Genomic DNA, 23,081 nt, shown 5'->3' on the forward strand with positions numbered 1-23,081 from the left:
GTGCCGTGCGCGTACTGGTGGTGACCGCAGTGGCGGCGGAGGCCGACTCCGTCGCCGCGGGACTCGCCGGTCCCGTACGTGAGGCCGGGCAGCTGCCCGGCCGGTACCCGCTCTCCCGCAGCGCCGGCGTCGATGTGCTCACCGCCGGCGTCGGACCCGCGGCCGCCGCCGCGGGCACCGCAACCGCCCTCGCCACCGGCGCGTACGACCTCGTCGTCTCCGCCGGGATCGGCGGCGGCTTCCCCGCCCACGCCGCCGTCGGCACCCTCGTCGTCGCGGACGCGATCATCGCCGCCGACCTCGGCGCCGAGACGCCCGACGGCTATCTCCCCGTGGACGAACTCGGCTTCGGCCGCTCGGCGCACCTGCCGCCCCCCGAGCTCGCGGCCCGCATCGCCAAGACCCTCGACGCCGTGCACGCGCCCGTTCTCACCGTCTCCACCGTCACCGGCACCGCCGCCCGCGCCGCCGAACTGACCCGCCGTCATCCGCGGGCCGCCGCCGAGGCGATGGAAGGCTTCGGGGTCGCGGAGGCCGCCGCCGCGCACGCCGTACCGGTCGTCGAGATCCGCGCGATCTCCAACCCCGTCGGCCCGCGCGACCGTGCCGCCTGGCGCATCGGCCAGGCGCTGGACTCGCTGCGGTACGCCTTCCAACAGCTCGCCCCCGTCCTCGATGAGGAGCCGACCCATGAGCCGACCCATGAGTGACGCCCTGCAGATCGCGTACTCGCCCTGCCCGAACGACACCTTCGTCTTCGACGCGTGGGCGCACGGCCGGGTGCCCGGCGCGCCCGCCATCGACGTGAAGTTCGCGGACATCGACATCACCAACGGCATGGCGGAACGCGGCGAGTTCGACGTGCTGAAGGTGTCGTACGCCGTACTGCCCTGGGTCCTCGACGAGTACACGCTGCTGCCCTGCGGCGGCGCGCTGGGCCGCGGTTGCGGTCCGCTCGTACTGACGAAGGAGCCGGGGACGGACCTGACGGGGCTGACCGTCGCCGTGCCGAGTGAGCGCTCGACGGCGTATCTGCTGTTCCGGCTCTGGGCCGCGGACGTCGTCCCGGGTGGTGTCGGCGAGGTCGTCGTGATGCCGTTCCACGAGATCATGCCGGCCGTACGGGACGGCAAGGTCGACGCCGGACTGGTCATCCACGAGGCGCGGTTCACCTACCAGCGGTACGGGCTGCACCGCCTCGCCGACATGGGCGAGCACTGGGAGTCGACGACCGGGCTCCCGATCCCGCTCGGCGCAATCATCGCGAAGCGGTCGCTGGGCGCCGGGACACTGAAGCTGCTGGCCGAATCGGCCCGAACGTCGGTGCGCATGGCGTGGGACGACCCGGAGGCCTCCCGCCCGTACGTACTCGAGCACGCCCAGGAGATGGACCCGGCCGTGGCCGACCAGCACATCAAGCTCTACGTCAATGAGTTCACCGCGGACCTCGGCACCGACGGATACGAGGCGGTCCGGGGCCTGCTGACCCGCGCCGCGGCCGAGGGGCTCGTACCGCCCCTCGGCCCGGACGCGCTCAGCTTCAACTGACTCAACCAGCCACCCCGCCCGACGGACGCAGTCCGGCGCAGCCGCCCCGAAGCCTGCGAAGCAGTGCGAGGGCGGCAGAAAGGCACAGCCGGGTAACCGTCAGACGTCCAGCTGGTCCGCCACCGCCCGCAACAGGCCCGCGATCTTCGCGCCCTGCACCTTGTCGGGGTACCGGCCGCGCTCCAGCATCGGCGTGATGTTCTCCAGCAGGGTCGTCAAGTCCTGCACGATGGACGCCAGCTCGTCCGGCTTGCGCCGCTGGGCCGCCGCCACCGAAGGCGTGGGGTCGAGAACCGTCACCGAAAGCGCCTGGTCACCGCGCTGACCCGCTACTACGCCGAACTCGACGCGCTGGCCCGGCTTTAGCGACTCGACCCCTTCGGGGAGCACCGACGAGTGAACGAAGACGTCGCCGCCGTCGTCGCGGGAGAGAAAGCCGAAGCCCTTCTCGCTGTTGAACCATTTGACCTTGCCGGTAGGCACGTCTGTCCTCGTCCTCGTACTCGTTGGGGCGCTGGGGCACCGGAACTTGGGCACCGAAAAACGGTCCTGGATAGCACTACAGCGGGTCGCCTGACCCGCCACCCCCAAGGCTAATGGTCCAGGGGCTGGTGACAAGACGTCGCCGAACGGTTCCTACGCGCAAGGAACTACCCTGGCCGAATGACTGCTACTCCTCCCGCCCCTGGTGACGGGCTGGTGCGCGCCGGCGTGATCGTCTTCATCGTCGGCGCCGTGGCCACTCTGGTCACCGTGGCCCCACTGTTCCTGGGGACCGATCCGTTCCCGTCGGTCGCGTACGCGGTGTGCATGCTGATGGGCGTCGGGTTCCTGATCGCCGCGGCAGGCGTACTGCGCTCGATCGCGGCGCAGCGCCGTCAGGCCAAATCCGCACCGTAGGCGCGTAGCCAGGCGGGGAACTCGGTCAGGTCGTCGATGATCACGTCCGCGCCGGCCGCGCGCAGCTCCGCCGCGTCGCACGGCCCGGTCGGCACGGCGACCGAGAGCGCCTGTGCCGTGTGCGCGCCCCGTACGTCTCCGATGTGGTCGCCGACGTACACACTCGCGCCGTGCTCACGCAGGGCCTCCGCCTTGGCCTCCGCCCACAGCCAGCCGATGACCTCGTCCGGGGCTATCCCGAGATGGTCGAGATGCAGCTTGGCGTTCGGCTCGTGCTTGGCCGTGACGACGATCGCGCGGCCGCCGAGCTCCTGTACGGCACTCACAGCCTCGCGGGCGCCGGGCAGGGCGAGGGTCGGCTCGATGGCGTATGCGGGATAGATCTCGCGGTACCGGTCACCCAACTCCTGAATGCGCTCGTCCGGGAACCAGTGCGCCAACTCCTGCTCCAGCGGTGGCCCGAGCCTGGTGACAGCCAGATCGGCATCGATCCAGACACCCGTCTCCGCGGAGAGCGCCAGGTAGGCGGCGTGGATGCCGGGGCGGGAGTCGATGAGCGTCATGTCCAGGTCGAAGCCGATGGTGAGCGGGTGTTTAGCCATAGGGGCCATTGTGCCCATCGGGGCTCGACGGCCCCGATGCTCGGACTCAGCCAGGCCTTACCAACCCGGGGCCCCAGTTTGTCCGTCTTGTCCCACCGCGGCCGGCAAGATCCTCGACGAGCTACTGGCCGACCTCACGAAGTAGACGCCTTCAGCGCCTCCGCGCCCGCCACACCAGATAGAGCGCGGAGGCGACGGCCGCCCCCTTCACCACCCACGGCCAAGTGCCGGCCAGCGCGTCGCGCATCCCGTCCTCGGCAATCGGCTCGCCCCAGCGCCCGTTGACCCGGCCCCACAGCCAGACGAGCCCGCCGGCCACGACCGCCCCGGGCAGGCCGACGACCGCCCACTTCGCCTCGGCCCGGGACAGCCGGCGCGAGGCGTAGGCGAGCAGCCAGCCGCCGCCGAGGGCGAGCCAGGAGCCGAGCACGGCGCCGCCGACCAGCAGGGCGGCGGCGAGCAGCAGGAAGGGATTGGCGAGGGCGGGCCTCGGTCCGGCCGCTTCGGTACGGCGGCCGAACCGCGGACGCCAACGGCGCGGTGCGGCGTCCGCCTCCACCGCGTCCTCGCTCTCGTCCGGGTACTCCTCGTCCGGGTCCTCCCCCTCTGCGGCCGCGGCCAAGTCCTCCTTGGACGGCGGGGGTTTGAGTATTTCTGGGATCTCCACGCCGCCGACGAACCCGGCCACGCTCTCGCCCGCCCCGAACGGCCCCGGCTCGATCCGCCACCAGTCGGGCTCGCTGCCGGAGGGGCCGAGCTCGTCCATCCCCGCGAGGTGCGGGGGCGACGCGCCGGTCGCCGCTCGTGGGGCCTCGGGCCGCTCGGGAGCCGCGGACTTGCGCGGCCGCGGGATCCGGCGGCGTACGCGCTGCTCCGGCACGGCGGTCCGCGGCGGCGGCGCCTGTGATCCTGCCGGGGGCCCGTCCTGCGACGCGGCCGCCACAACCTCGTCCGGCGTACCGAGCCGCCCGAGAATCCGGCGTACCGCCGCCGGACTGTCCGAGCCGAACTTCCCCCGCTGCCGGTCGATCTCGTTCCGCAGCGAGGACACCAGCCGCATCCGGCTGTTGGACGGCAGCTGTTGCTGCTGGGCCAGGTCGCCGACCCGGCTCAGATAGTCGTAGACGAGCTGATCGCTCTCGATCCCCACCGGCGCTTCCCCTGACGTTCCTGCCCGGCCGCCCTGTCTCCCCGGGCCCGCCCTGTCCCCGACCGTAGCGCTCCAGGGACTACCGTGGGGCGGATGGGGACCATGCCCGAAGGAAGCAGTCCGAGCAGCCCGCGCACGCTCGCCGAAGCGCTGCGCGCCCGCGGTGACGAGGATCTGGCCGCACTGCTGCGCGCCCGCCCCGACCTGCTGAGCCCCGTGCCGAACGATCTGACGCAGCTCGCCACGCGGGCCGGCACGCGTGCCTCCGTCGTACGCGCGCTGGAGCGGCTCGACCGGTTCACGCTGCAGACCGCAGAGGCGCTGGCGGTGGCCCCCGACCCCGCCCCGTACGCGACGCTCCTCGCACTGCTGACCGGCGAGGAGGAAGACCCGGAGATCGAGGCGGCCCTGCCGCGGGCGGTGGGCGTGCTGCGCGGGCAGGCGCTGGTGTGGGGCGGCGACGACCGGCTGCGGCTGGTGCGTACCGCGCGCGAGCTCCTGGCCCCGTCGCCGACCCGGCCCTCACCGACCGGCCTCGGCCCGACCGTCGCCGAGGCCACAGCCGGGATGTCGCCCGGCCGACTGCAGGAGATCCTCGCGGCGGCCGGGCTGCCGACCACGCACGATCCGGTCTCCGCGGTCGCCGCGCTGGCCTCGCTGTTCACCGACCGCTCGCGGATGGCGGCGCTGCTCGACACCGCCCCGTCCGAGGCGCTGACGGTGCTCGACCGGCTGGTCTGGGGCCCTCCGTACGGAGAGGTCACGGCGAACCCCACGCCGCCCGTGCAGTGGCTGCGCGACCGCGGGCTGCTGCTGCCCACGTCGCCGCGGACGGTCGTGCTGCCACGCGAGGCGGCGCTGCATCTGCGCGGCGGCCGCGCCCACCGCACGCCGGAGCCGGTGCCGCCCGCGGTCAGGCCGGCCGTGACGACGTCGATGACCGAGGGCCGTCCACAGGTTGTGGACAGTACGGCGGCGGGCCAGGCCTTCACCGCGCTCTCGACGGTCGAGGACCTGCTGAAGGACTGGCACGAGGGCGGGCCGGCGGTGCTGCGCTCGGGCGGACTTTCTGTACGTGACCTCAAGCGCACCGCGGCCGCGCTGGACACGACCGAGCAGATGGCCGCGTTCTGGCTCGAACTCTCTTACGCGGCGGGCCTGGTGGCGGCGGACGGCGAGGCGGACGAACGTTACGCGCCGACGCCGGCGTACGACGACTGGCTGACGCTTCCGGCGGCCGAGCGGTGGGCGCGGCTCGCCGCGGCCTGGCTCACCGCGACGCGTACGGCGGGCCTGGTCGGCGGCCAGGACACGAAGGGCAGGACGCTCTCGGCCCTCGGCCCCGAGCTGGACCGCTCAGCCGCCGTAGAGGTCCGCCGCCGCGTCCTCGACCTGCTCGCCGCGCTCCCTGCGGGCACGGCCCCCGACCCGGAATCGGTCCTGGCCCGCCTGTGCTGGGAACGCCCCCTGCGCGGCACACCGGACCTCGACGCGAACGCGGCACGCAACGCGGCGACGGGCGCCCCGACAGACCTGCGCTCCCGCGTCGCGGCCTGGACCCTCACCGAGGCGGAGGTCCTGGGCGTGACCGGCCGCCGGGCACTGTCGACGCACGGGCGTGCGCTGCTGGGGCACGCGCGGTACGGCGATGGCACCGCGGGCAACGGAGAACTCTCCGCGGGCTCCGCTGCGGCGACCGCAGGCCACGGTGAAGTCGCCGGGGGCTCCACCACGGTGCCGAGCGTGACCGAAGCAGCCGCCGGGCTCACGGCTGCGCCCGGGCTGGGCGCGGCCCGCTCGGCCGTGCCGGGCGCAGCCCGCTCGACCGTGCCGGAACCGGGCGGTCCGGACGCCCGGGCCGCCTCCGCCGCCGCGCTCGCGCCGCTTCTCCCCGAGCCCCTCGACCACATCCTGCTCCAGGCCGACCTCACCGCCGTCGCCCCCGGCCCCCTCCAGCGGCCGCTCGCCGAGACCCTCGCCGTCCTCGCCGACATCGAGTCCAAGGGCGGCGCCACCGTCTACCGCTTCACGCCCGCCTCCGTACGCCGCGCGCTCGACGCCGGGAAGTCCGCCTCCGACCTGCACACCTTCCTGGCCACGCACTCCCGCACACCCGTACCGCAGCCGCTGAGCTATCTCGTCGACGACGTGGCCCGACGCCACGGCCATCTGCGTATCGGCTCCGCGTCCGCCTACGTACGCTGCGACGACGACGCGCTGCTCGGCGAGATCGTCGCCGACAAGCGGTCCCAGGGCCTGCGGCTGCGCCGTATCGCCCCCACCGTCCTGGCCGCCCAGGCCGACCCCGCCACGCTGCTGGAGGGGCTGCGCACCATGGGGTACGCGCCCGCCGCCGAGTCCGCGGAGGGCGACGTCCTGATCACCCGCGCCCACGCCCGCCGCACCCCGCCCCGTACCGCGCCCGTCCCGGTCCCCGAGGGCCCGCCGGTGCCGGACGGGACGCTGCTCGGCGCGGCGGTGAAGGCGATCCGCGCGGGCGACCTCGCCGCCACGGTCGTACGCAAGCCCGTTCCCGAACCCGCGAAGAACGGCCGGCTACCCCGCACCACGTCCGCCGAGACCCTGGCCACCGTGCAGGCCGCGGCAATGACCGGCGCCGCCGTCTGGATCGGCTACGTCAACGCGGACGGCGCGGCCAGCCAGCGGGTCATCGCGCCGGTGCGTGTGGAAGGCGGCTTCGTCACGGCGTACGACCACACGGCGGACGAGGTCCGCACCTACCCCCTGCACCGCATCACCGGCGTCGCCGAACTCGCAGACGACCCCGCCTGACGGCCTTCACGGGCCTGACGGCCGTCGCATGCGCGAACCGGCGCCCCAGCAGCAGATAGCCCAGCAGCGCACCCGTGGTGTTGAGGATCACGTCGTCCACGTCGAAGGCCCGCCCCTCCACCACCGCACCCTGCGCCAGCTCCACCAGCGCCATCACCACCACGGTGAGCGCGATCACCCGCACCATGCGCATCGACCGCGGTACGAAGACGGGCAGCAGCACCCCGAAGGGCACACCGAGCAGCAGATTGCCGCCGACCTGCTTGCACGCCGCGAGGAAGGTGTAGTCCTCGGCATACTGCCGCAGCGACGAGCCCGGACGGAGGTTGGCCGCGGCGATGTCCGCAGAGGCGTGCGAAGGGGCGAGGGTCAGTCTGGCCAGTACGGCCGAGAAGACGACCAGAGCCACAAACGCCACCACCATGGCGCACACCCGCAACGCAGTTCTGCCCCACGACGTTCGGGGCTGTGCTCCCGTAGTCATGGAAGGGCTGGTACCCCCGCCGCCCCCGGACAGGCCCCCGTGTCGTGCTGAGTGCGGCACACTGGAGGTTTGGCCTCACCGAAAGGGCTCAGGTGTGAACGGACCCCTCATCGTTCAGAGCGACAAGACTCTTCTCCTCGAAGTCGACCACGAGCAGGCGGACGCCTGCCGTCGCGCCATCGCGCCCTTCGCGGAGCTGGAGCGTGCCCCGGAGCACATCCACACCTACCGGGTCACCCCGCTCGGTCTGTGGAACGCCCGGGCCGCCGGGCACGACGCCGAGCAGGTCGTCGACGCGCTCGTGGCGTACTCCCGTTACCCCGTCCCACACGCCCTCCTCGTAGACGTCGCCGAGACGATGGCCCGCTACGGCCGGCTGACCCTGAGCAAGCACCCCACCCACGGACTCGTGCTCACCAGCACCGACCGTCCCGTCCTGGAGGAGATCCTCCGGTCCAGGAAGGTCCAGCCGCTGGTCGGGGCCCGGATCGACCAGGACACGGTCGCCGTGCACCCCTCCGAGCGCGGGCAGATCAAGCAGACGCTGCTGAAGCTCGGCTGGCCCGCCGAGGACCTCGCCGGGTACGTCGACGGCGAGGCGCACGCTATCGAGCTCGACGAGACCGGCTGGGCCCTGCGCCCGTACCAGAAGCAGGCCGTCGAGGGCTTCTGGCACGGCGGCTCCGGCGTGGTCGTGCTGCCCTGCGGCGCCGGCAAGACGCTCGTCGGGGCCGGTGCGATGGCGCAGGCGAAGGCCACGACCCTGATCCTGGTCACCAACACCGTCTCGGCCCGCCAGTGGAAGCACGAACTGGTGAAGCGGACGTCACTGACCGAGGACGAGATCGGCGAGTACAGCGGTACGAGGAAGGAGATCCGCCCCGTCACCATCGCGACCTACCAGGTGCTGACGACGAAGCGGAAGGGGATCTATCCCCACCTTGAGCTCTTCGACTCGCGAGACTGGGGCCTGGTCGTCTACGACGAGGTGCATCTGCTTCCCGCGCCGGTCTTCAAGTTCACCGCGGACCTGCAGGCCCGGCGGCGCCTGGGGCTCACCGCCACGCTCGTACGGGAGGACGGCCGCGAGTCGGACGTCTTCTCGCTCATCGGGCCGAAGCGTTTCGACGCGCCCTGGAAGGAGATCGAGGCGCAGGGCTACATCGCGCCCGCGGACTGTGTGGAGGTGCGGGTCAACCTCACCGACGCGGAGCGGCTCGCGTACGCGACGGCCGAGACGGAGGAGAAGTACCGCTACTGCGCGACGACCGAGACCAAGCGGAAGGTGACGGAGGCGCTGGTAGAAAGGTTCGCGGGCCAGCAGATCCTGGTCATCGGCCAGTACATCGACCAGCTCGACGAGCTGGGCGAGCATCTGAACGCGCCGGTCATCAAGGGCGAGACGTCCAACGCCCAGCGCGAGAAGCTCTTCGAGGCGTTCCGGCAGGGCGAGATCTCCGTTCTGGTCGTCTCCAAGGTCGCGAACTTCTCGATCGACCTGCCGGAGGCGACGGTCGCCATCCAGGTGTCGGGCACCTTCGGCTCCCGGCAGGAGGAGGCCCAGCGTCTCGGCCGGGTGCTCCGCCCGAAGGCGGACGGCCACCAGGCCCACTTCTACTCGGTGGTGGCGCGCGACACGATCGACCAGGACTTCGCGGCGCACCGCCAGCGGTTCCTGGCGGAGCAGGGGTACGCGTACCGGATCGTGGACGCGGACGAGTTCCTGAGCCCGACGTGACGCCGGAAGTGACGCCGGAAGTGACGAGTTCCTGAGGGCGGGGTCGGCCGGGGCCCGGTTGGACGTACTCAGGCCGCGCCCGGGTGCGTGCTCACGTCGCGCTTGCTCGACTCCTTCGCGGCGGTAACGCGCGGGCCCGGCACCAGGACCGGCTCCACCGACGCCCGCTCGTGCCGCACCGCCAGTGCCAGCAGCGCCAGCCCGAGCAGCGGATACGGCGACGCCCACGCCTGCTGCCACCAGGGGAGTTGGAGGTCGAGGGCGCCCTGGTGCGGAACCAGCCACAGCGTGCGGGCCAGGAAGACCGCGGCGACGGCGGCCGCAGTGCGGTGCCGGCCCTCAGCGATCAGCACCGCCAGCAGCGGTACGCACCACACCCAGTGGTGCGACCAGCTGATCGGCGAGACGAGCAGCGCCGTCAGCGCGGTGACCAGAACGCCCCGGGCCCCGCTCGCGGCGCGGCGGGCGATCCACAGCCCCGCGACGGCGGTCAGGGCGGCGGCCAGTGCCCAGACCGGCCCCGGCTCAGGGGTGTGCAGCGCGCGGGCGAACAGTCCTTGCAGCGACTGGTTGTCGACGATCCACGCCTTGCCCACCCGGTCGGTCTCGAAGATGCGCCGGGTCCAGAAGTCGACACTGGCGTGCGGGAGTACGAGCGCGCCCAGCAGCACGGTGCCGGTGAAGGAGGCGATGGCGGTGAGCCCGGCCCGTACCCGCCCGGTGATCAGCAGATAGAGGATGAACACGGCGGGCGTGAGCTTGACGCCGGCCGCGACGCCGAGCGCGAAGCCCTTGCCGATGGCTTCCTCGTCCCGGGACAGGTCCCACAGGACCAGGCAGACGAGGGCGAGGTTGATCTGCCCGAAGAGGAGCGTCTGGAAGACCGGTTCGAGCCAGAGGCCCGCGGCGACGGCGGCGATCACCAGCGGCGGGCGCGCGGGCAGTCCTGCGAACCGGCAGGAGAGCCGCACCAGCAGGGCGAGCAGCGCCACGTTCCCGACGACGAAGACCACCTTGAGCGCCGGGACGGGCAGCCAGGTGGTCGGCACGAACAGGATGGCGGCGAAGGGCGGATACGTGGCGGGCAGTTGCCACTCGGTGACGGTGAATCCGTAGAGATCGGTGCCGTTCGCGACGGCTGCCCCCTCGGCCCGGTACACGAGGGTGTCGGCCATCGGGATGCGCTGGTCGATGCAGAGTGCGGCGAGCGCGGTGAACGAGAGGGCGAGAGCGAGGGCGGTTGCTGCGGTGAGTAAACGAGGGGTCACGTTCCGGTACTTCACGGCCGCGACCCTACTAGGGGGTCGGTGGATCCGGTGTCAGCGGCGGCGGACGCCCGCCTCTTCGGCGTACTCCCCCAGGACGGCGACGCTGAACACGGCGCTTGCGAAGACCTTGACCGCGCGCAGTGCGTTGCCGAGGCGGTGCGGGGAGTGCGGGGAGGAGCCGGTGGCGGTCGCCCCGTGGTGTGGGTGGGGGATGTGGGCGCCTGGGGTGAAGGTTGCTGTACTCATGTCTCCATGATGGGCTCCGGGCCCGATGAGCACATCGATCTGCGGACTGAACCGGACGGCGGCGCGCGTACGACTCCAGGCATAGGACGTCCCCTACGGGGAGGACGCGGGGGCGGGACCGTCGTAAAAAAATCATTCGCCTGCGACGGGCCCGCTGACTAGAATCGCCGCTCTTGCCCGCCTCCTCCCCGAGGAGCGCCGCCGCCCGGACGGAAACCGGCCGGTCCGCCATGTCGTGATCCACGCAGCATCCGCCGGAGGCAACCCGTGCCCGCGCACGCCCCAGAGCCTGTCCCACCCGTCCCACCCGTCCCTGATCCGCTCACGGATCCGCTCACGCGTGAGCGTGCCCATCTCAGCGCCTCGCGTGCCGCGCTCCGCGCGATGCGCGAGGACGCCGAGGCCCTCGACATCCGCGACGTCACGGCGAACTGGGTCAACGCCGCCGTCCTGCAGGGGCAGATCGAGGGGCGCATCAAGGCGCTGGCCGACCTCTCCCACACCCCGCTCTTCTTCGGCCGCCTCGACTATCTGCACTCCACCCAGGAAGGGCAGCGCTTCTACATCGGCCGCCGGCACGTCCATGACGCGGACGGCGACCCGATGGTCATCGACTGGCGCGCACCCGTCTCGCAGCCCTTCTACCGGGCGTCCAGGAAGGACCCGCTGGACGTCGGTCTGCGCCGGCGCTTCGGCTACACGGGCGGCGACCTCACGGCGTACGAGGACGAGCATCTGACCGACCCCGCGGAGCAGGACCGGACGAGCAGGCTGCTCCAGGCGGAGATCGAACGCCCGCGTGTGGGCCCGATGCGGGACATCGTCGCCACCATCCAGCCGGATCAGGACGAGATCGTACGGTCGGGCCTGTCCGGGACGGTGTGCGTGCAGGGCGGCCCGGGCACCGGAAAGACGGCGGTGGGCCTGCACCGGGTCGCGTATCTGCTGTACGCGCACCGGGAGCGGCTGGCCAGGACGGGCACGCTGGTCATCGGCCCGAACAAGTCTTTCCTGCACTACATCGAGCAAGTGCTGCCCGCGCTGGGCGAGTTGGAGGTGAAGCAGGCCACGGTCGACGACCTGGTCGCGCATGTGGAGGTCCGGGGCGCGGACGAGGCAGCGACGGCGGTCGTCAAGGGCGACGCAAGGATGGCGGAGGTGCTCCGGCGGGCGGTTCGTTCGCATGTGACGATGCCTGCGGAGCCGCTGATGGTGGTGCGGGGCTCGCGGCGCTGGCGGGTTCCGGCGTACGAACTCGAAGAGATCGTACGGGAGTTGCTCGACCGGGACATCCGCTACGGCGCGGCCCGCGACGCCCTTCCGCAGCGTATCGCGCACTCGGTGCTGGTCCGGATGGAACAGGCGGGCGAGGCGCCGGACGACCGGGTGCAGGACGCGGTGGCGCGCAACCCCGCGGTGAAGACGGCGGTGAAGGCCATCTGGCCACCGGTGGACCCGCCGAAGCTGGTGCTCCGATTGCTGTCCGACCCCGATTTTCTCGCCACACACGCCGAGGGCGTCCTGAGCCCGGACGAGCAGAAGACGATCCTGTGGACGAAGCCGGCGCGCGGTGTCCGGTCGGCCAAGTGGTCCTCGGCGGACGCGGTGTTGATCGACGAGGCGAACGACCTGGTGCAGCGCACGCACTCGCTGGGCCATGTCGTGATCGACGAGGCGCAGGACCTGTCCCCGATGCAGTACCGCGCGGTGGGCCGCCGCTGCACGACCGGCTCGGCGACGGTCCTGGGCGACCTGGCGCAGGGCACAACCCCGTGGGCGACGGCGAGTTGGCCGGAGGCCCTGTCCCACCTGGGCAAGCCGGACGCGACGGTCGAGGAGCTCACAGCAGGCTTCCGAGTCCCCCGCGAGGTGATCGCGTATGCGTCGCGGCTGTTGCCGCACATGTCACCGGGCCTGGCGGAGGTGAAGTCGGTCCGCGAGTCGCCGGGCTCGCTGTCGGTCCGCGAGGTCGAGGCCACGGACCTGAACGCGGCGGTCCTCGCCGCGTGCGCCGAGTCGCTGGACAACGAGGGCTCCATCGGCCTGATCGCGGCGGACGCCCGCATCCCGTCGCTGGCCGAGGCCCTGACGTCGGCGGGCCACTCGTATCTCGCCCCCGGCGAGGAAACAACGGCCGAGTCCCGCCTCACCCTGGTCCCGGCGTCGCTCGCCAAGGGCCTGGAATACGACTACGTAGTGCTGGACGAGCCCGCGGCGGTCGTCGACGGCGAGCCCGACGAGCGGACCGGTCTGCGCCGGCTGTATGTCGCCCTCACCCGAGCCGTATCAGGACTGATCCTGCTGCACGCTGCCCCGCTGCCCGCCCAACTGGGCCGGTAGGGCGACTCGTTCCACGGGCGGCGGGGCTGTGCGGGCAGGCCGCTGCGTGCTGTTACGCGGCGCACGAGTGTCGTGCCCGGCACCTGGCAGGTACCGGGCACGACACTTGACTTCAGGCTTCCGACGGAGGGTTTCCCGGCCGTCGGGTCATCTCGCGCCTCAGGCGGGCTGCGGGACGATCAAGGTCCAAGGATCGTTGCAGTCGATGTCTGGGGTTGCTACGTCTACGTCACAGATCGTCTGCCACACATCCCCAGTCGTGGTCGTGACCTCGATGAATGCCTCTTCCCCCATCGTCTCGATCGTGGCATCGCAGGCGCCCGTGATCGTGACCGGGGGAGTACCGAGTGTGGTGATGTTGTCCCAGTCAGTGGCGCCGGGAGGCGCGGGGTCGAGGTCCCTGATACCAGAGAAGATTTGCCCGGCGTCGACCACTGCGAAGAGCTGCAGATCTCCCATGATCGCGGAGTGGATGCTGTTGCACGTCGCGGCACCGGTCGCGCCGGTCGCACCCGTCGCGCCGGTCGCACCCGTCGCACCCGTCGCGCCGGTCGCACCCGTCGCGCCGGTCGCACCCGTCGCACCGGTCTTGCCGGTCTTGCCGTTCTTGCCGTCCTTTCCGTCCCTTCCGTCATGGCCGTCCCGACCGTCCCGGCCGTTCAGGCCGTCCACGCCGTCCAGGCCCTGAGGCCCGAGCGCGCCCGTCATAGAAATGACCTGGGTCTGCGGAACGTCGGTGGCACTGTGCGAGGCGGCGTGGACGGGGAACGAGATCCCTCCCAGCGTGGCGGTCATCAGCGCAAGCATGCTGCCCGTCACCAACCCGCGCCTGTTACGAAGAAACGCGCGCGAGCTCCTGTTACCAGGAATCATGCAACTCTCCTTAGTCCTTGGCGGAGACATGTTGAGGTCGATCCGCTACACCCTGGCAAATCGGGCAGGTAGGCATAAACCTTGAACTTTCATCTCGGTTTATCACCTGGTCGGCCCATGTACTTGCGCCAAAATTGCGGCCGGATGGGGGATCGGCGTGAGCACACTCGTGATCCGGCGCCGCGGCCTCCGGGGAGCAGTTCGGCGTCCGCCTCCGCCGCCGAGGCGGTCGAACCGACCGCCTGAGAACCAGCTGCCTCAGGCGAGCGCCTCGCGCCACTGCGCCACCGCCGCCGGGTCCACCGGGCCCTCCCAGCCGCCCGGGCGGGCCGCCCCGCCGATATGGAAACCCTCGATGCCCGCGGCCCGGAGCACGGGCAGGTGGTCGAGCCGGAGGCCGCCACCCACCAGAATCCGCGGGCCGTAACCCGGCTCGTCCCGCCGCGCAACCTCAGCCAGCAGCGTGGGCAGGCCGTCGTCCACACCCTGTGCGGAACCGGCGGTCAGATAGGTGTCCAGGCCCGGCAGGTCCGCGAGCCCCTTGCGCAGCGCATCGCGGTCCGCCGCCCGGTCGATCGCCCGGTGGAACGTCCACCGGCATCCCCCGAGCACCGCCACGACCCGTTCCACCGTCACCAGATCCGGGTTCCCGTCCTCGTCCAGGAATCCCAGGACGAACTCCTCGGCCCCCTCGGCACGCAGTGCCTGGGCGTCCCGTACGAGCGCGTCGACGTCCCCCGCCGCGAACCCGTCGGACTGGCGCAGCATCACGCGCAGCGGGATGTCGACGGCCGCCCGGATCCGGGCGAACGTCTCCCTCGGCGGCGTCAGCCCGTCCGCCGCCATGTCGGTGACCAGCTCGAGTCGGTCCGCCCCTCCGGACTGGGCCGCGACCGCGTCCTCCGCGTCGAGAGCGATCACCTCCAGGACTGCACGGTTGCTCATGTGACCCCATTCCTTCAGGAAGACGACTACAGGCCTTACAGGTCTAGTCCAATAGCCCAGCCTAATGCGCATGTACCGCGAAGGCATCAGTGCAACCCCCGCCCACCCGCCTCCTCTGCACGGAGCAGCTCATAAAGTCGGCTGCATGACCGACGACTCCGTGGACCTGCGCGCCCGCTGGTCCCAGACGCTGCTCGCCGCTCGCGAAGGCGCGAGCGGGCCGGACCCGCTGCCGTACGCCGAGAATCTGCTGGCCCGCTGGTCGGAGCCGCAGCGCCGGTACCACACGGTCGACCACCTGGCGGCGGTCCTGCGCCACATCGACGTACTGGAGGAGTACGCCACCGCCCCTGAACTGGTCCGCCTCGCGGCCTGGTTCCACGACGCGGTCTACCTCCCCCACCGCTCGGAGAACGAGGAACGCTCGGCCCACCTGGCCGAACGCGCCCTACCCGAGGCGGGCGTGTCTCCCGCGCGTACCGAGGAAGTGGCCCGCCTGGTCCGTCTGACGACCACCCACGCGCCCGATCCGGGCGACGCCAACGGCCAGGTCCTGTGCGACGCGGACCTCGCGATCCTGGCGTCGGGGCCGGAGGGGTATGCGGCGTACGCGGCGGCGGTACGGGAGGAGTACGGCTTCGTCCCGGACGATGCGTTCCGCGAGGGCCGCGCGGCCGTGCTGCGCCAACTGCTCGACCTGCCACGGCTGTTCCACACGCCGTACGGGGCGCGGGAGTGGGAGTCCGCCGCCCGCCGGAACCTTTCGCTGGAACTGGAGCTGCTCACCCGCTGACCGAGCGCGGAGACGTGGATGCTGCTGGGCGTGATGCGCCCGTCGGGCGGATCAGCGGGCCGGGATCAGCGGGCCGCCCGGTGTCAGCAGGCCGGTCAGCGGGCCCGGATGAGCGGGCCGGGTCAGCGGCCCGGTCAGCGGGCCCTACGCGCCGTACTCCGGTCGCCCCTTGCGCCTGCGCAGCCCCGCCTTCGTCAGCAGCTCGACCACCTCGCGGCTCGACACCTGCACCGCGCCCGCCGCCACCGCGTCCCCGTACCGGTGCGACGGCACGTCGTAGTGGTCCCGCTCGAAGGCGCGCGGCGGGCAGCCGATCAACGCCGCGAACGCGTGCAGTTCCTCGTACGAGACATCGCTGACGAGGTGCGACCACATCCGGCCATGGCCCGGCCAGGTCGGCGGGTCGATGTAGACAGTCACGAAAGGCCGCCCACCCGGGCCACCACGACGCCTGCCTTCGAACAGACCCAGTGCGGGTCCGGGCCCAGCTCCGGCTCGACGTCCAGGGCGTGCGGGTCGCCGGCGTCGCAGACCGGGCACAGCGGCCAGCGGCCGTAGCGCTCCAGCAGCGCGTCCTGGACGTCCTGGGCGACCAGCCCCGCGACGTACTCGAGGCCCTCCGGCCACTGCTCGACCCACCAGCGGCGGTGCGTCACCGCCTCCTCCACCAGCGACACGACCCCGGCGTCCGCCACATCGCGGGCGGCCAGGTCGGCGAGGACCAGGGCGCGCGCCGCGTGCAGAGCCTGCTCCAGGGGGTTCGCGTCCATGGAGCAATTGTCACCCAATGCGGCGCAGCTGGGACCGCGGGGGTTGACGATGAACGACGGGCGAAAATATCTTTCAAGAGTGACCAATCCAGTGAAGGAAATTTTCAGCGGCGAGGCCCCACCCGCTCCCGCAGCCCTCGCGGCCAAGGTGCGCACCCTCGCGCCGTCCATGACCCGCTCCATGCAGCGGGTCGCCGAAGCCGTCGCCGACGATCCGGCCGGCTGCGCGGCCCTCACGGTCACCGGTCTCGCCGAGCTCACCGGCACCAGCGAGGCCACCGTGGTCCGCACTGCCCGCCTCCTCGGCTACCCCGGCTACCGCGATCTGCGCCTCGCGCTCGCCGGGCTCGCCGCCCACCAGCAGTCCGGCCGGGCCCCCGCCGTCACCGCCGACATCGCCGTCGACGACCCCATAGCCGACGTGGTCGCCAAGCTCGCGTACGACGAGCAGCAGACCCTCGCCGACACGGCCGCGGGGCTCGACACCGTACAGCTGGGCGCGGCCGTCGCCGCCGCCTCGACCGCCCGCCGTATCGACATCTACGGCGTCGGCGCGTCCTGTCTCGTCGGCATGGACCTCGCCCAGAAGCTGCTGCGCATCGGCCTGATCGCGCACGCCCATGCCGACCCCCACCTCGCCGTCACCAACGCCGTGCAACTCCGCTCCGGCGACGTGGCCATCGCCATCACCCACTCCGGCTCGACGGGCGACGTGATCGAGCCACTGCGCGTCGCCTTCGACCGCGGCGCGACGACGATAGCGATCACCGGCCGCCCGGACGGGCCGGTGTCGCAGTACGCCGACCATGTGCTGACCACGTCCACCGCGCGGGAGAGCGAGCTGCGCCCGGCCGCGATGTCGTCCCGCACCAGCCAACTCCTCGTCGTCGACTGCCTGTTCATAGGCGTCGCGCAGCGTACGTACGAGACGGCGGCCCCTGCCCTCGCCGCTTCGTACGAGGCCCTCGCCCACCGGCACAGCCCCCGCACCCGCTAGGCGCCCCAACCCCCCACGGACCGAGAAAGCAGAGCCGCTCCTCATGACCTCCACCCAGGACTATTCCAAGCTGCGCGCTCAGCTGGCCGCCCTCACCACCGAGGCGTTCCGGCCCGAGCTCGCCGAGATCGACCAGTTCCCCACCCTCGAGATCGCCCGGATCATGAACGGCGAGGACGAGACCGTCCCGGCCGCGGTCGCAGCGCAGTTGCCGCGGATCGCCGCCGCGATCGACGGCACCGCCGAGCGGATGTCCCGCGGCGGCCGGCTGATCTACGCGGGCGCGGGCACGGCGGGGCGGCTCGGCGTACTGGACGCGAGCGAGTGCCCGCCCACCTTCAACACCGATCCGGACGAGGTCGTGGGCCTGATCGCGGGCGGCCCCTCCGCCATGGTCGAGGCGGTCGAGGGCGCGGAGGACAGCAAGGAGCTGGCCGCCGCCGACCTGGACGCGCTGGAACTGACCGCGGACGACACGGTGGTCGGGGTCTCCGCGTCGGGCCGCACGCCGTACGCCATAGGCGCGGTCGAGCATGCCCGCGCCTGCGGCGCGCTCACCATAGGCCTGTCCTGCAACGCGGACAGCGCGCTCGGCGCGGCCGCCGACCACGGCATCGAGGTCGTCGTCGGACCGGAACTGCTCACCGGATCAACGCGGTTGAAGGCCGGTACGGCACAGAAGCTGGTCCTCAACATGATCTCGACGATCACGATGATCCGGCTCGGCAAGACGTACGGAAACCTGATGGTCGACGTCCGCGCCTCCAACGAGAAGCTGCGCGCCCGTTCGCGGCGGATCGTCGCCCTCGCCACCGGCGCGTCGGACGAGGAGATCGAAGCGGCGCTCGCCGCCACCGACGGCGAGGTGAAGAACGCGATCCTGACCATCCTCGGCTCGGTCGACGGCCCCACGGCAGCCGACCTCCTCGCCAAGTCGCACGGCCACCTCCGCGCGGCACTGCAGTCAGCCCGTACGCATTGAACGTCCCCCCACAGCAAGGCGCCCCCCACCCATGGCAGCAGACTCCGCAGACAAGCACAGCGCAGACAGATACAGCTCAGACAAGTACGGCGCCACCGCCGCCGCGATCCTCCCCCTCGTCGGCGGCGCCGGGAACGTCTCCTCGGTCGCCCACTGCATGACCCGCCTCCGCCTCGGCCTGCACGACCGTTCCCTCGTACAGGACGAGGCTCTCAGGGCCCTCCCGGCCGTCATGGGCGTAGTCGACGACGACACGTACCAGATCGTGCTCGGCCCGGGCACGGTCGCCCGGGTCACCCCGGAGTTCGAGGCGCTGGTGGCGGCGGCCACCGTGACCGCGCCCGGCACCGCCCGCGCGGCCCGGGACGTGACCGCGCCCGGGACCGCCGAGGACCTGGCCGCCCAGGGCGCCGCCATCAAGGCGGCCCGGAAGGCGAAGAACTCAACGCCCTTCAAGCTCTTCCTGCGCCGTATCGGGAACATCTTCGTGCCGCTGATCCCGGCCCTCATCGGCTGCGGCATCATCGCCGGTCTGGCCGGGCTGCTGACCAACCTCGGTCTGCTGCCGACAGTGGTCCCCGCGCTCGCCGCGATGGCGTCCGGCTTCATGTCGCTGATCGCGGTCTTCGTCGGCTACAACACGGCGAAGGAGTTCGGCGGTACGCCGATCCTGGGTGGCGCGGTCGCCGCCATCATCGTGTTCCCGGGCGTCGCGAACATCGAGGCCTTCGGCCAGAAACTCTCCCCGGGCCAGGGCGGTGTGCTCGGCGCGCTGGGCGCGGCGGTGCTGGTGGTGTACGTGGAGAAGTGGTGCCGACGTCTGGTGCCTCAGTCCCTGGACGTCCTTCTCACCCCGACCCTCACGGTCCTCGTCTCCGGCCTGGTCACCGTCTTCGGCCTGATGTTCGTCGCCGGTGAGGTCTCCACAGCGATCGGCGACTTCGCCGACTGGCTGCTGGCCAACGGCGGCGCGGGCGCGGGCTTCGTACTCGGCGGCCTCTTCCTCCCGCTGGTCATGCTCGGCCTGCACCAGGCGCTGATCCCGATCCACACCACGCTGATCGAGCAGCAGGGGTTCACGGTCCTGCTGCCGATCCTCGCGATGGCGGGCGCGGGCCAGGTCGGCGCGGCGGCCGCGGTCTATCTGCGGCTCCCCCGCAACACCTCGATCCGCAGCACCATCAAGTCGGCGCTCCCGGCCGGTTTCCTGGGCGTGGGCGAGCCGCTGATCTACGGCGTCTCGCTCCCGCTGGGCCGCCCGTTCGTGACGGCCTGCGTCGGCGGGGCGTTCGGGGGCGGCTTCGTCGGCCTGTTCAACATGCTGGGCGACAAGGTCGGCTCCACGGCCATCGGCCCTTCGGGCTGGGCCCTGTTCCCGCTGCTCAACGGCAACAGGGGGCTGGGCGAGACGATCGCGGTGTACGCGGGCGGGCTGCTGGTCGGCTACGCGGTGGGGTTCCTCGCGACGTACTGGTTCGGCTTTACGAAGCCGATGCTGGATGAGCTCAACGGCGCGGCGGCCGCGCAGGACAACCGGGGCTCCGCCCAGGACCCCGCGCCTCAATCTCCCCCAGACTTCGTCCGGGAGGGACCCCCAGGGGCTCCAAAAGAGCCTGTCCGGCGATTGAGGACACGGCCAGAGGCCGAGCCGGATGAGAACCCCGACGCGGTCCGAGTGTGAGGCGGTCAACCCGGCAGGTCGACTTCACTCGAAGAGGCGCACCACGACGAAGCTGCTGGCGGACTGGGGCACCCAAACGCCCATGCCCTTCGCCCGCCCCCTGAGGGACGGGGTGTACGAGCTCCGCCCCACTCTGGACGGAGACGACACGAGGATCACGTACTGGTTCGCACCAGAGGGTCGCATCGTGCTCCTGACGGTCTTCCGCAAGACCAGGATGCGGGAGACAGCTCAGGTCGCCCGCGCGGTGAGCGCCCGTATGGTGTGCGACATCGAGCACAAACCGGCCCACACCACGTACAGCCGCTGCGAGAAAGGGGATGCACAATGAGCCACACGCGTTCGAGGCTGGCCCGCGAGCGGACGCTCACTGAGGGGGACGCCGAATCGCCGGAGGTTACGACGGAGCGCGCGGAGGCCCGGCTGGCGATGGCCTTCGCCAAAGCCGTGTACGACCGCCGCAAAGAGCTCGGGCTGTCCCAGGCCGAGGTCGCAGAGCGCACCGGTCTCACCCAGGCGAAAGTCTCCCGCATCGAAGGCGCCGACACTATCCCTACGCTCCCCCTGTTGCGCCGCCTGGCTCAGGCGCTCGACGCCTCGCTGAACATCGCCCTCGACAGCGACCACGAAGAGGTCACCTTCACCGCCCACCCGGCGGCGTGACGCCGGTACGCACACAAACCGCACCGGATCGGCCACGCTGTACCCAGCCGAGGTCCGCCCTCGCCGGCCATCAGCAACAGCTGACGCACGTCACCGCAGCCGCCCCTCCGCGTTGATCTCCCGCACCTTCGCCACCGACGGCCCGAAGCTCCTGTTCCGGGCCGCCGCCTGGTCCGCCTTCGTCACCGGCCTGAAGCACGACTAGCAGGACGTGTCACGAGCCGGGCGCTCGCCGGTGAACAGGAACGCACTCGGCCAGGTGTGCCCGGCGCCGCACTCCTGGCTGGCCGGTGCCCTGCTGTGGGTCCGCCGCGCCGGGCAAAAGCCCGAGGGCGGCACCCCCCTGGGAGTGGGGGTGCCGCCCTCGGTCCGTACAGCGTGAACTGCCGATCCGCGCAGGATCAGAAGTCCATGTCACCGCCCGGCATGCCGCCCGGAGCGGCCGCAGAGGCCTTCTCCGGCTTGTCGGCGATGACGGCCTCGGTGGTGAGGAACAGCGCGGCGATCGACGCGGCGTTCTGCAGCGCGGAACGCGTGACCTTCGCCGGGTCGATGATGCCCTCGGCGATCATGTCGACGTACTCGCCGGTCGCGGCGTTCAGACCGTGACCGATGGGCAGGTTGCGCACCTTCTCGACGATGACGCCGCCCTCGAGACCACCGTTGATGGCGATCTGCTTCAGCGGGGCCTCCAGCGCCAGCTTCACGGCGTTGGCGCCGGTCGCCTCGTCACCCTCGAGCTCGAGCTTCTCGAAGACCGAGGAAGCCTGAATGAGAGCCACGCCACCACCGGCGACGATGCCCTCCTCGACAGCGGCCTTGGCGTTGCGCACCGCGTCCTCGATGCGGTGCTTGCGCTCCTTGAGCTCGACCTCGGTCGCGGCGCCGGCCTTGATGACGGCCACGCCGCCGGCCAGCTTCGCGAGGCGCTCCTGGAGCTTCTCGCGGTCGTAGTCCGAGTCGCTGTTCTCGATCTCGGCACGGATCTGGTTCACGCGACCGGCAACCTGGTCGCTCTCACCGGCACCGTCGACGATCGTGGTCTCGTCCTTGGTGATAACGACCTTGCGGGCGCGGCCCAGCAGGTCCAGGCCGGCGTTCTCAAGCTTGAGACCGACCTCCTCGGAGATGACCGTGCCGCCGGTGAGGATGGCGATGTCGTTCAGCATCGCCTTGCGGCGGTCGCCGAAGCCCGGAGCCTTGACGGCAACGGACTTGAAGGTGCCGCGGATCTTGTTGACGACCAGGGTCGACAGCGCCTCGCCCTCGACGTCCTCGGCGATGATCAGCAGCGGCTTACCCGACTGCATGACCTTCTCCAGCAGCGGAAGGAGGTCCTTCACGTTGCTGACCTTGGAGTTGACGATCAGGATGTACGGGTCGTCGAGCGACGCCTCCATACGCTCCATGTCGGTGGCGAAGTACGCCGAGATGTAGCCCTTGTCGAAGCGCATACCCTCGGTGAGCTCCAGCTCCAGACCGAAGGTCTGGGACTCCTCGACGGTGATGACGCCTTCCTTGCCGACCTTGTCCATCGCCTCGGCGATGAGCTCGCCGATCTGGGTGTCGGCGGCGGAGATGGAGGCCGTCGAAGCGATCTGCTCCTTGGTCTCCACGTCCTTGGCCTGCTCGAGCAGGGCGCCGGAGACGGCCTCGACGGCCTTCTCGATGCCACGCTTGAGTGCCATGGGGTTGGCGCCGGCCGCCACGTTGCGCAGGCCCTCGCGGACGAGCGCCTGGGCGAGGACGGTCGCGGTGGTCGTTCCGTCACCGGCGACGTCGTCCGTCTTCTTGGCGACTTCCTTGACCAGCTCGGCGCCGATCTTCTCGTACGGGTCCTCGAGCTCGATCTCCTTGGCGATGGAAACACCATCGTTGGTGATCGTGGGGGCGCCCCACTTCTTCTCGAGGACGACGTTCCGGCCCTTGGGGCCAAGGGTGACCTTGACGGCGTCGGCGAGCTGGTTCATCCCGCGCTCGAGACCGCGCCGTGCCTCCTCGTCGAACGCGATGATCTTGGCCATGTGAAGTGGTCCTCCCGGACTGGGGTGGATTCTCCGGACCGCGCTGGCGCCCGCGACGGACGGCCTGCAAACCTTGTGGTTCCTTGCCCCACCTGGCCTGCGGACCTCACCGACTCGGTCCTCGTTGTCACTCTCACTGTCAGAGTGCTAACGCAATGATTAGCACTCGACCCCCTAGAGTGCAAGCGGCTTCGAAGAAGCCTCGATGAGGGGCGGCGGTCGGGCGACGGGTGGGCGCAAGCGGCTTCGAAGAAGCCTGGACGAGGGGCGGCGGTCGGGCGCAG

At 71.3% G+C, this 23,081-nt stretch carries 25 protein-coding genes; 14 read left to right on the forward strand and 11 right to left on the reverse strand.

Translation table 11 applies throughout. From position 1 onward, the window contains the following. Positions 1-5: 5 nt before the first annotated feature. Entirely contained in the window at positions 6-710 is a 705-nt protein-coding gene (locus ACFYWY_RS17720) for a futalosine hydrolase (RefSeq protein WP_389186785.1), read from the forward strand. After that, positions 691-1,548: a 1,4-dihydroxy-6-naphthoate synthase gene (locus ACFYWY_RS17725; protein WP_389186787.1), complete on the forward strand. Its 858-nt coding sequence runs from the start codon at positions 691-693 to the stop codon at positions 1,546-1,548. The genes ACFYWY_RS17720 and ACFYWY_RS17725 overlap by 20 nt, the downstream gene beginning before the upstream one ends. Before the next feature lie 99 nt (positions 1,549-1,647). Here the strand turns inward: ACFYWY_RS17725 and ACFYWY_RS17730 are convergent, their stop codons facing one another. Next, positions 1,648-2,031: a cold-shock protein gene (locus ACFYWY_RS17730; protein ID WP_215094878.1), complete on the reverse strand. Its 384-nt coding sequence runs from the start codon at positions 2,029-2,031 to the stop codon at positions 1,648-1,650. Positions 2,032-2,211: 180 nt separating this feature from the next. On the opposite strand from ACFYWY_RS17730, the gene ACFYWY_RS17735 reads away from it, so the two are divergent. Beyond that, complete coding sequence (locus ACFYWY_RS17735) at positions 2,212-2,448, forward strand: hypothetical protein (RefSeq protein ID WP_389186790.1); 237 nt, start codon at positions 2,212-2,214, stop codon at positions 2,446-2,448. Here the strand turns inward: ACFYWY_RS17735 and ACFYWY_RS17740 are convergent. Beyond that, on the reverse strand, positions 2,427-3,059 hold the full coding sequence (locus ACFYWY_RS17740) for an HAD family hydrolase (protein WP_389186793.1): 633 nt from the start codon (positions 3,057-3,059) through the stop codon (positions 2,427-2,429). The two genes, ACFYWY_RS17735 and ACFYWY_RS17740, sit on opposite strands and share 22 nt — an antisense overlap. A 142-nt stretch (positions 3,060-3,201) precedes the next feature. After that, positions 3,202-4,200, reverse strand: coding sequence for a hypothetical protein (locus tag ACFYWY_RS17745; protein WP_389186796.1), 999 nt, complete (start codon positions 4,198-4,200; stop codon positions 3,202-3,204). 102 nt (positions 4,201-4,302) lie between these two features. Here ACFYWY_RS17745 and ACFYWY_RS17750 point away from each other — a divergent pair, with 102 nt between their 5' ends. Beyond that, complete coding sequence (locus ACFYWY_RS17750) at positions 4,303-6,993, forward strand: helicase-associated domain-containing protein (protein WP_389186961.1); 2,691 nt, start codon at positions 4,303-4,305, stop codon at positions 6,991-6,993. On the opposite strand, the gene ACFYWY_RS17755 is transcribed toward ACFYWY_RS17750, so the two are convergent. Then, positions 6,956-7,477, reverse strand: a complete 522-nt coding sequence (locus ACFYWY_RS17755; protein WP_389186799.1) for a VanZ family protein — start codon at positions 7,475-7,477, stop codon at positions 6,956-6,958. The two genes, ACFYWY_RS17750 and ACFYWY_RS17755, sit on opposite strands and share 38 nt — an antisense overlap. 94 nt (positions 7,478-7,571) lie before the next feature. Here ACFYWY_RS17755 and ACFYWY_RS17760 point away from each other — a divergent pair, with 94 nt between their 5' ends. Continuing rightward, positions 7,572-9,215, forward strand: a complete 1,644-nt coding sequence (locus ACFYWY_RS17760) for a DNA repair helicase XPB (protein WP_389186802.1) — start codon at positions 7,572-7,574, stop codon at positions 9,213-9,215. Between the two features lie 68 nt (positions 9,216-9,283). Here ACFYWY_RS17760 and ACFYWY_RS17765 read toward each other — a convergent pair whose 3' ends face one another. Further along, positions 9,284-10,498, reverse strand: a complete 1,215-nt coding sequence (locus tag ACFYWY_RS17765; RefSeq protein ID WP_389186805.1) for a glycosyltransferase 87 family protein — start codon at positions 10,496-10,498, stop codon at positions 9,284-9,286. 36 nt (positions 10,499-10,534) lie between these two features. Next, a complete protein-coding gene (locus ACFYWY_RS17770) occupies positions 10,535-10,729 on the reverse strand; it encodes a hypothetical protein (RefSeq protein WP_389186808.1) in 195 nt (64 codons plus the stop codon). A 384-nt stretch (positions 10,730-11,113) separates the two neighbouring features. Here ACFYWY_RS17770 and ACFYWY_RS17775 point away from each other — a divergent pair, with 384 nt between their 5' ends. After that, on the forward strand, positions 11,114-13,069 hold the full coding sequence (locus tag ACFYWY_RS17775) for a HelD family protein (protein ID WP_389186811.1): 1,956 nt from the start codon (positions 11,114-11,116) through the stop codon (positions 13,067-13,069). 159 nt (positions 13,070-13,228) lie between these two features. Here the strand turns inward: ACFYWY_RS17775 and ACFYWY_RS17780 are convergent, their stop codons facing one another. Both ACFYWY_RS17780 and ACFYWY_RS17785 read right to left on the reverse strand, forming a co-directional pair. Continuing rightward, complete coding sequence (locus ACFYWY_RS17780) at positions 13,229-13,864, reverse strand: hypothetical protein (protein WP_389186814.1); 636 nt, start codon at positions 13,862-13,864, stop codon at positions 13,229-13,231. A gap of 336 nt (positions 13,865-14,200) precedes the next feature. Then, positions 14,201-14,887: a copper homeostasis protein CutC gene (locus ACFYWY_RS17785; protein WP_389186817.1), complete on the reverse strand. Its 687-nt coding sequence runs from the start codon at positions 14,885-14,887 to the stop codon at positions 14,201-14,203. Positions 14,888-15,032: 145 nt separating this feature from the next. Here ACFYWY_RS17785 and ACFYWY_RS17790 point away from each other — a divergent pair, with 145 nt between their 5' ends. Further along, a complete protein-coding gene (locus tag ACFYWY_RS17790) occupies positions 15,033-15,680 on the forward strand; it encodes a hypothetical protein (protein WP_389186820.1) in 648 nt (215 codons plus the stop codon). A 144-nt stretch (positions 15,681-15,824) separates the two neighbouring features. Here the strand turns inward: ACFYWY_RS17790 and ACFYWY_RS17795 are convergent, their stop codons facing one another. Next, on the reverse strand, positions 15,825-16,100 hold the full coding sequence (locus ACFYWY_RS17795) for a DUF4031 domain-containing protein (protein ID WP_389186824.1): 276 nt from the start codon (positions 16,098-16,100) through the stop codon (positions 15,825-15,827). After that, positions 16,097-16,450 carry a hypothetical protein gene (locus ACFYWY_RS17800; RefSeq protein WP_389186827.1) on the reverse strand — a complete coding sequence of 118 codons (354 nt, stop codon included), beginning with the start codon at positions 16,448-16,450 and terminating at the stop codon, positions 16,097-16,099. The genes ACFYWY_RS17795 and ACFYWY_RS17800 overlap by 4 nt, the downstream gene beginning before the upstream one ends. A 79-nt stretch (positions 16,451-16,529) precedes the next feature. Between ACFYWY_RS17800 and ACFYWY_RS17805 the strand changes: the two genes are divergently transcribed. From ACFYWY_RS17805 to ACFYWY_RS17835, 7 genes are all read left to right on the forward strand, one after another. Continuing rightward, positions 16,530-17,447: a MurR/RpiR family transcriptional regulator gene (locus tag ACFYWY_RS17805; protein ID WP_389186830.1), complete on the forward strand. Its 918-nt coding sequence runs from the start codon at positions 16,530-16,532 to the stop codon at positions 17,445-17,447. A 43-nt stretch (positions 17,448-17,490) separates the two neighbouring features. Beyond that, positions 17,491-18,429, forward strand: coding sequence for an N-acetylmuramic acid 6-phosphate etherase (gene murQ / locus ACFYWY_RS17810; protein ID WP_389186833.1), 939 nt, complete (start codon positions 17,491-17,493; stop codon positions 18,427-18,429). 31 nt (positions 18,430-18,460) lie between these two features. Further along, positions 18,461-20,110: a PTS transporter subunit EIIC gene (locus ACFYWY_RS17815; protein ID WP_389186836.1), complete on the forward strand. Its 1,650-nt coding sequence runs from the start codon at positions 18,461-18,463 to the stop codon at positions 20,108-20,110. Next, positions 20,082-20,441, forward strand: coding sequence for a type II toxin-antitoxin system RelE/ParE family toxin (locus tag ACFYWY_RS17820; protein WP_389186839.1), 360 nt, complete (start codon positions 20,082-20,084; stop codon positions 20,439-20,441). Before ACFYWY_RS17815 ends, ACFYWY_RS17820 begins: the two co-directional genes overlap by 29 nt. Next, positions 20,438-20,773, forward strand: a complete 336-nt coding sequence (locus ACFYWY_RS17825) for a helix-turn-helix domain-containing protein (protein WP_389186842.1) — start codon at positions 20,438-20,440, stop codon at positions 20,771-20,773. The genes ACFYWY_RS17820 and ACFYWY_RS17825 overlap by 4 nt, the downstream gene beginning before the upstream one ends. Before the next feature lie 112 nt (positions 20,774-20,885). After that, positions 20,886-20,978 (forward strand): DUF397 domain-containing protein, encoded by a 93-nt coding sequence (locus tag ACFYWY_RS17830; protein ID WP_389186845.1) that lies wholly within the window; start codon positions 20,886-20,888, stop codon positions 20,976-20,978. Between the two features lie 30 nt (positions 20,979-21,008). Further along, positions 21,009-21,155: a hypothetical protein gene (locus ACFYWY_RS17835; RefSeq protein ID WP_389186848.1), complete on the forward strand. Its 147-nt coding sequence runs from the start codon at positions 21,009-21,011 to the stop codon at positions 21,153-21,155. Between the two features lie 19 nt (positions 21,156-21,174). On the opposite strand, the gene groL is transcribed toward ACFYWY_RS17835, so the two are convergent. Next, positions 21,175-22,797 carry a chaperonin GroEL gene (gene groL, locus ACFYWY_RS17840; RefSeq protein ID WP_389186851.1) on the reverse strand — a complete coding sequence of 541 codons (1,623 nt, stop codon included), beginning with the start codon at positions 22,795-22,797 and terminating at the stop codon, positions 21,175-21,177. Positions 22,798-23,081 lie beyond the last annotated feature (284 nt).

Source organism: Streptomyces sp. NPDC002870 (genome assembly GCF_042888505.1).
Lineage (GTDB): Bacteria > Actinomycetota > Actinomycetes > Streptomycetales > Streptomycetaceae > Streptomyces.